Raw genomic sequence first — 5,754 nt, 5'->3', positions numbered from 1 at the left:
GCCCACGCCTTCGGGCCGGGGAGCGCTGGTGGGCGCGGCCGGACGCGTGCTGTCGTCCGTGGAGACGGCCCGGCTCGTGTTCGCGCGGGATGCCAGCGCGGCGGCGGTGGTGCGGGCGCGGCTGGCTTGAGCGGGGGCTCGCGCTTGCCTCGCGTCTGCGTTACAGCGGGCGTGGGAGGCGGACGCTGGTGGCTGAGACGCGGGTGCCGTTGACGGTGATCGCTGGACCCACGGCGTCTGGGAAGACGGCGCTGGCCATCGAGTGGGCTCGCGCGGGCGGCGGCGAGATTGTCTCCGCGGACTCGCAGCAGGTGTACCGCGCCTTCGACATCGGCACCGCGAAGCCCTCCGCCGAGGAGCTGGCCGCCGTGCCGCACCACCTGGTCTCCTGCGTGGATCCGCTCGAGCCCTTCTCCGCCGCCGAGTACCAACGCCGCGCGGACGCGGCCATCGCGGACATCGCGTCACGGGGCCGGCCGGTGTTCGTCGTCGGTGGCACCGGCCTGTACCTGCGCGTCCTCTTGCACGGCGTGGTGGACGCGCCCGGGGCCCTGCCTTCGCTGCGCGCGGAGCTGGAGGCGCTGGCGGCGGAGCAGGGGAGGGAGGCCGTGCACCGCCGGCTGGCCGAGGTGGACCCCGAGACCGCGGCGAGGCTGCCTCCCCAGGACCTGGTGCGCGTCGTCCGCGCCCTGGAGATCCACGCGCAGACAGGCGTGCCCGCGTCCGAGTTCCGCCGCGCCCACGCCTTCGCGCCGGACCGCTACCCCTTCCAGCTCTACGTGCTGGATCCGCCGCGCGACTCCCTCTACGCGGCCATCAACGCGCGCACGCAGGCGCTCTTCTCCCGGGGGATCGTGGAGGAGACTCGGGCCTTGATGGATCAGGGCTACGCGGACGCGGCCCCCATGCGCAGCGTCGGCTACGTGCAGGCTCGCGCGGTGGTGGAGGGGCGGATGACCCGCGAGGAGGCCATCGCCGACACCGCGCAGGAGACCCGGCGCTACGCCAAGCGGCAGCTCACGTGGTTTCGCAAGGAGCCCGGCGCGGTGTTCCTCGCGCCGCCGTACACGCGTCCTGCCCTGTAGTCGCGGCGGACCGCTTTGGCCCCTGCTCGCCGTGCCGGCTCATTTCGTCCGTTGGCGCGGATTGTTCGCGCCCGGTCGCGCGCCCATCTTCCACGAGGAAACGCTACCCCCACCTCCACTCCCGGACCGGCAGGCGGCCGAGGGCCCGACGCGGGGCAGCCATCACCGTGGAGATCGCCATGCGAACGAACGTCGAACGCGCGCCGGAGACCCGGCCGGACCGTCCTCCCAGGGGAGCCTCCGCCATGTGGGGCGGCCCCTTCATCCTGGGCCTGCTGACGGCCATCGCGGGGGTCGTGCTGCTGGGCGGCACGTTCTTCACCAGCATGGTCACCATCTTCTTCGTGGGAATGATGCTGGTGGTTGGCGGCGTCCTCGAAATCGCCGCGGCGATTCGCTCCCGCAACGAGAGCCGGAGCGCCTTCTGGTCCTTCATGCTCGGCGGCGTACTCACCACCGTCGTCGGCATCCTCACCGTCATGTACCCGGCCGCGGGGCTGGCCTCACTGACGCTGCTGATCGCCGGCTACTTCTTCGCCAGCGGCCTCTTCCACGTCATCACCGCCGTCATGGACCGCTACTTCCAGTGGGGATGGGACCTGGCCTACGGCCTCATCTCCCTGGTCCTGGGCCTCAGCGTGATGGCTCGATGGCCCACGTCCTCGGTGTGGCTCGTGGGCACCATGGTGGGGCTCGCCGTCTTCTTCCGAGGCATCTCCATGATGTCCGGCTCGCTCATCCTGCGCCGGGGCCTGCGGCACGTGGAGGCCTGAGCCGCCCGGCTCCCTTGTTCACCTTGGGTGAACAAGGGATGTCGGCGGGTGAAGTTTCAGCCGGAAACCGGCGTCGGTGCTCGGCGCCGGACCGGTTCGCGGGCTACTTCGCCTTCGTGTGCGCGTCGTCGAACAGGTCGGCGAACTGATCCCGCGACACGTGCTTCAGGTCGCCCTTCGCGTCCTGCTGCTCCAGCGTGAAGTCGTGGATGGCGCCGCGCACCAGGTACTCCTGATCCCGCTTGGAGTTCATCATCGCGCGCTCGCGGTAGGTGAAGCGCTCCTTCGTCGGGTCCACGCCGACGTCCGCCAGGAACTTCCGCTCGTGCGGCTCCGGCTGCCACACCGGCTTGCCGGGCTGGCTGCGGTTGACGGCCGTCTCGTCCAGGCCCGGCTGCGTGGACGTGCGGATGTCGCGCTGGATGTCGAACTGATCGAACACGTCTCCGCCCTTCACGTCACGGGACGGGTTGTGGACGATGCGGCTCTTGCCGTAGTCCGGGTTGTCCACGAGCTTCTTCTCCGTGGCCTTGCCGTCCACGCCCACGGGCACGCCGCTGAAGGACGTGTAGGGCGAGTGCGCCTTCGTCTCCTTCGCGCCGTCCACGTGCGCGGTGAGCGTCACCGTGCGGTCCTTCGCGTCCACCGGCTGCAGCTTGCCGCCGCGGTCGATGGCGGACTTCGGCGTGTCGTACTTCGGCTGGACCTCGTTGAAGGGGAAGTTGTCCCGGCGGGTCAGCTCCACGTCCGGCCGGATGCGCGGCGCGAACTGGTTGTTGCCGCCGTCGCGCCGGTCCTCGGCGTTCATGATGTCGCTCATGATGTCGTGCTGCTGGAACTTGATGCGGTTCTGGTCCGCCTGCGTCTTGAGCGCCTTGTCCTCCGGCGACAGCACCTTGGTGGAGAAGGTGCGCTGGATCTGCGGCGTGTGCTTCAGCAGCTGGGTGGACGTCTGGCCAACGCGAAAGAACTTCGTGGCGAGCATGAGGGACTCCCTTTGAGTGAAGCATGAAGTGCGGGGCTTCATGCTTTTGTAGGGATTATCCCGTCGATGTGATCTGAGTTGTGTGCAGGTAGGTGTCAGGACGCAAAACGGTCTTCGCCAAATGTTTCCATGGCGGCGGGCCGGATGACGTCACGCGGCGCGGCGAGCGGGTCCGGCACGCGGCCGGTGAGCTGGCACAGGAGGCGGTCCGGGTTCACCGGCTTGGGGAGGAAGGCCTCCGCGCCCGCGTCGAGCGCGCGCTGACGCACGTGCGGACGGTTGAGGCCGCTCATCACCAGCACGCGCGTGTCGCGGGTGAGCGGGTGCTGCTTGAGGCCTTCGCACAGGCGCAGGCCGTCCACCCAGTGCAGCACCACGTCCAGGAGGATGGCGGTGGGCGGACGCCGCGCCACCGCGCAGAACAGCGCCAGCTCATCCGCGAAGGCCACCACGCGCGCGCCGGTGCTCTCCAACAGCAGCGTGAGCGCCTCGCGCGTGTCCGCGTCGTCGTCCACCACGTAGTACAGGTCCGGCTCCACCTCCGGAATCACCGTGGGCACGGGCTCGATGGGCGTGCGCAGCCACGAGCCCACCACCTCGCGCACGCCGGACCAGCGCGCCGCGGACAGCAGACCCAGCGGAGTGGGGGAGCTCAGACCCAGCACGCCGCCGCCGTACACGCCGGCCGACGCATGCTTCGCCCGCGCCGACACGAACGCCGCCGGGGCCCGCTTGCCCGCGCGCCGCAGCCACGCGATGGAGCGCGCACCGGCCGCCGCGTCCTCCATCAGCTCGCCCAGCCCGTCGCGCACGTAGCGGCGCTCCAGCGAGGGCGCGTCCAGCCCACCATCCAGCAGCGCCACGGCGGCGCGGCTGCACGACGCCAGCGTCTCCGACAGGCCCACCTGCAGCGGGTGGCCGAAGGCCGCGGGGCCCACCACCAGCTGCCCGGGCGCCACCAGCGTGCGGCCGGGGCCGAAGGGCAGGCGCGTGGTCTCCAGGGTCGTGACCTCGAAGCCCTCCTCCAGGAGGCCGTCGCGCGCGGCCATCATCAACACCTGGCACAGGTCCGCGGGCGTCACCGCCGCGCCGAAGGCCAGCGCGTACACGGACGACGCGCCCGGGATGAGGAACAGCGCGTCCACCGAAGGCAGCGGAGACACCCACAGCCGGGCCACCGGCGCCAGCTCCCGGCCCGGCATCCCGCCCTGGATGCGCGCCTGCACCGCCGGCATGGATGGCGCCGGCTTGAAGCCCTTGAAGAACGCGTCACCCAAAAGCGGCCCCGCGCCCGCGGCCAGCGCCACCGCGTGGAAGCGCTCGCCGCTGCCCTGCGCGCGGACCACCAGCGGGCCCGCGTTGCGCACCGCCGTGGGGGCGTCCGGAGCCGGCGCCTGCCGCTCCACGCGCTCCACGTGGCGGTTCACGAACCGGGCGCCCTGCGCGCTGGCCGCCGTGGACAGCACGTGGCGCACCATGTCCAGGCCGCCTTCACCCTTGGGCCAGCCGTCCACGACCCACAGGCCGCCGGCCGCGCACGGCAAGAGCTCGCGCTCGCCCTGGGAGATGATCTCCACGCCGCGCAGCTCGTGCGCGCGCCACTCCGGAGGAATGCGGCAGCCCAGCGCGGCCAGCCGTGAGCGGCACTCCGGCGTGAGCAGGGCAGGGGGCGCGGTGCGCTCCTCGGTGCCCCCCGCGTAGACGCGCACGTCCAGGGCCACGCCCCGCGCACGGCCGTTGAAGAGAAGGGAGGCCGCGAGCCCCGCCCCGGCGATACCGCCGCCGACGATCGCCACCCTCGAACCACTCGCCAGCTTGCTGGTCCCGCTCATCGCGCGCCCTCGTTCCCGTCCCGCCGTCAGTGCCGCTGTGCCGCGGAGGTGTGCAGCGACCGGCCATACACGACGACCCGGTCACGCCCCTCGCGCTTGGCCTCGTAGAGCGCGGCGTCCGCCGCCTTCAGCAAGGCCTCCGTGCTCTCGCGCGGGGAGTCGGCCGTGTGGTCCGCCACGCCCACGCTGATGCTCAACCCGAAGGGCGCCGGGCGCCCGTCACCGCGCTGCACGTTCACGCCGCGCAGCTCCGAGCGCAGGCGCTCCGCGAACACCGCGGCCTCCATCGACGTCTGGTGCGGCAGGAGCACGACGAACTCGTCGCCGCCGAAGCGCGCCGCGAAGTCGGACTCGCGCAGGTTGCCCTGCATGAGGGTGGCCAGGGCCAGGATGGCGCGGTTGCCCACGTCGTGGCCCATGCCGTCGTTGATGGCCTTCAGGTGGTCCAGGTCGATGACCACCACGCTCAGCGCGTAGCCGTAGCGCTGGGCGCGCTTGAACTCGTCCTCCAGCCGCACGGACAGCGCCCGGAAGTTCGCCAGGCCCGTGAGCGCGTCCGTCTGCGCCAGCACCTGGAGCTTGCGCTGCTGCTCGCTCTGGCGCACCGCGCGGTCGATGCGGGCGAGCAGTTCGCGCGAGCTCGCCGGCTTGTGGATGAAGTCCACGGCGCCCATCTCCAGGCATCGCTCCAGGGTCGCTTCGTCCGCGTCCCCCGTGAGGAAGATGACCGGCACCATCTCCGTGCGCACGTCGCCCTGGAGCGTCTCCAGGACCGCCAGCCCATCCCCGGAGGGCAGGAAGCGATCCAGGAGCACCAGGTCCGGGCGGTGCTCGCGCGCCAGCTCCACCCCCGCGTCCGCGTCCGAAGCCGCGAGCACGTCGAAGCGCGGGGCGAGCAGGTCCATCAGCCCTTCGCGCACGCCGATGTCGTCCTCGATGATGAGCAGGAGCGCGCGCTCACTGCTGCGGCCGTGCCGTTCCATGAACTGGTTCGCTCCGCTCGGTTGTCCCGAAATGGCAGGCCGAAAGTCTCGGGCGCCACGCCCTTCCAGGTGCTCCCCACGCCCTTGCGCCCCACG

General features: G+C 71.7%; 5 protein-coding genes. 2 read left to right on the top strand and 3 right to left on the bottom strand.

Translation table 11 applies throughout. The features are described from left to right. Window positions 1–203 precede the first annotated feature (203 nt). Together miaA and D7X55_RS34605 are read left to right on the top strand one after the other, a co-directional pair. Complete coding sequence (miaA, locus tag D7X55_RS34610; protein WP_121725279.1) at window positions 204–1,085, top strand: tRNA (adenosine(37)-N6)-dimethylallyltransferase MiaA; 882 nt, start codon at window positions 204–206, stop codon at window positions 1,083–1,085. A gap of 179 nt (window positions 1,086–1,264) precedes the next feature. Then, entirely contained in the window at window positions 1,265–1,858 is a 594-nt protein-coding gene (locus tag D7X55_RS34605) for an HdeD family acid-resistance protein (RefSeq protein WP_233610246.1), read from the top strand. A 103-nt stretch (window positions 1,859–1,961) separates the two neighbouring features. On the opposite strand, the gene D7X55_RS34600 is transcribed toward D7X55_RS34605, so the two are convergent. The 3 genes from D7X55_RS34600 to D7X55_RS34590 all read right to left on the bottom strand — a co-directional run bounded on the left by D7X55_RS34600 (window position 1,962) and on the right by D7X55_RS34590 (window position 5,658). Then, complete coding sequence (locus tag D7X55_RS34600; RefSeq protein ID WP_120553076.1) at window positions 1,962–2,843, bottom strand: hypothetical protein; 882 nt, start codon at window positions 2,841–2,843, stop codon at window positions 1,962–1,964. A gap of 95 nt (window positions 2,844–2,938) precedes the next feature. Then, complete coding sequence (locus D7X55_RS34595; protein ID WP_120553075.1) at window positions 2,939–4,675, bottom strand: two-component system response regulator; 1,737 nt, start codon at window positions 4,673–4,675, stop codon at window positions 2,939–2,941. A 26-nt stretch (window positions 4,676–4,701) separates the two neighbouring features. Further along, entirely contained in the window at window positions 4,702–5,658 is a 957-nt protein-coding gene (locus D7X55_RS34590) for a diguanylate cyclase (RefSeq protein ID WP_120553074.1), read from the bottom strand. Window positions 5,659–5,754 lie beyond the last annotated feature (96 nt).

The sequence above is a fragment of the Corallococcus sp. AB049A genome (genome assembly GCF_003668885.1).
In the GTDB taxonomy this organism is placed as follows: Bacteria; Myxococcota; Myxococcia; order Myxococcales; family Myxococcaceae; genus Corallococcus; species Corallococcus interemptor.
This window is presented reverse-complemented; position numbering and strand designations above follow the sequence as displayed.